This window comes from Phenylobacterium sp., from assembly GCF_030693805.1.
GTDB lineage: Bacteria > Pseudomonadota > Alphaproteobacteria > Caulobacterales > Caulobacteraceae > Phenylobacterium.
Genome location: NZ_JAUXZW010000092.1, coordinates 1 through 1,772, shown reverse-complemented (window position 1 = coordinate 1,772; position 1,772 = coordinate 1). Strand labels below are relative to the sequence as shown.

The 1,772-nt window shown below is 63.9% G+C and carries 1 protein-coding gene and 1 pseudogene; both read left to right on the top strand.

Annotated features, from left to right (window positions below; translation table 11 throughout):
* Window positions 1-111 precede the first annotated feature (111 nt).
* Complete coding sequence (locus tag Q8M88_RS04215; protein WP_305594997.1) at window positions 112-1,398, top strand: TolC family protein; 1,287 nt, start codon at window positions 112-114, stop codon at window positions 1,396-1,398.
* A 54-nt stretch (window positions 1,399-1,452) separates the two neighbouring features.
* Window positions 1,453-1,772 (top strand): annotated as a pseudogene (locus Q8M88_RS04210) (hypothetical protein); the annotation flags it as partial.

Genomic DNA, 1,772 nt, shown 5'->3' with positions numbered 1-1,772 from the left:
CCGTTCGCGCCTGGGTGTGCGTCGCAGAATGCGGTGTCACCAGGTTCGACGCGACCCTCTGGTCGCTGCTTGCCGATCTCCCGGGGTTTGTTTTCAACACTGGAGTATCGGATGACATTGGGATATCGAACGACTATTTGGCGACTGCGTGCCAGCGTATTGGCAGCAGCGGTTTTCAGCAGCGTGGCCGCGCAAGCACAGGTGCCCCTGGCGATTGCAACGCCCGCACCTGCGGTGGCGCCTCTGAATCTGAGGCAGGTTTTTGAAGCCGCCTGGGCACGCCAACCCGAGGCAATGGCCTTGCAGGCGCGACGTGATGCAGCACGCGCGCAACAAAATGCCGCTCAGGCTTGGACGCCTGAATCTGCTGCCCTGGAGCTCGCATACAAGACCGACCGCTTCAACCGCAACCAGGGCGCACGAGAGCTTGAGGTGGGCGTCTCTGTGCCGCTGTGGCTGCCTGGCGAGCGCAGCCGCAGTGCTGCACTGGCTGAGGCAGAGGGCGCGGCCGTTGAGAGCCGAGCCACAGCCGCGCAACTGCGTATCGCCGCCACTGTCCGCGAAACCTGGTGGCAGTGGCAGCGTGCACGCATCGATGTCGATATTGCCCGCGATCAACTGGACAACAGCCGACGCCTCGCTGCTGACGTGATCAGGCGAGTACGGGCTGGCGATTTGGCGCGAGCCGACCAACACCAGGCTGACGGCGCCGTGGCCAGCGCGGAAGCCAACATGGCGCAAGCGGAGGTCAACCTCGCAGCAGCCAGACAGCAACTGCATGCACTTGCGGGCGCAGCCCCTCTCGCGAATGAGGCCACTGACGCCGTTTCAGAGCCGGACGCCAGCGCGGCCACGGCCGACGTTGAAGCGAATGCCGCTCTGCAAGAACTGAAAGCCAAAGCCACAGTCGCTGAGCGGACAGCGGCACTGACCGCTGTCCAAACTCGCGTCAACCCGGAGCTGACGCTAACGCCCACACGTGACCGAGGTGGTTTCGGCGAAACCTCCCAGCAGACTCTCGCGGTTGGTGTGCGCATCCCCTTTGGCGGTGGCCCACGACACGATGTTCGCACAGCCAACGCGCTCGCAGACACCACTGAAATCCAAGCCCAGTTGAGCCTGGAACGTGGCCGTCTGGCCGCAGAGCGTGAAGCCGCCAGGGTGCGGGTGGATGCGTCTCGTAGCCAGCTTGCTGCGGCCGAGCGACGCGTCGTGTTGGCTCGCGAGTCGCGCGGCTTTTTCGACAAGTCTTTCCGGCTGGGCGAGACCGACTTGCCAACGCGGCTGCGCATCGAGGCGGAGGCCGCCGAGGCTGAGCGGCAGGCGGCTCGCAACCGCATCGAGCTCGCGGCAGCAATCTCCGCCTGGCGCCAGTCCCTCGGTCTTCTGCCCCAGTAACCCGTCCTGGATGCGCCTGCCGTGCCGTCATTCCATTCACTTACGAAACCCTCCATGAAACACTCAAAAATTCCGGTTGCACTTTTGTGTGCGGCCCTCTTCTCAGCATGGCCCGCCTGGTCCGGCGAAGGCCATGACCATGGTGACGCCGCTCCCGCGACCGTTGGCCAGGCGCTCCCACGTTTTGCCGCAGTGTCCGAGACCTATGAACTTGTGGGCGTTCTCAGCGGAAAGCAGATCACGCTTTACCTTGACCGCTTCGGTGACAACCGTCCGGTGCGTGACGCGCAGATCGAAATCGAGATCGGCAGCACCAAGTTCAAGGCGGAGAAACAAGGCGAAGACGAGTACGAGGTCATCTTGCCCGAAGCGCC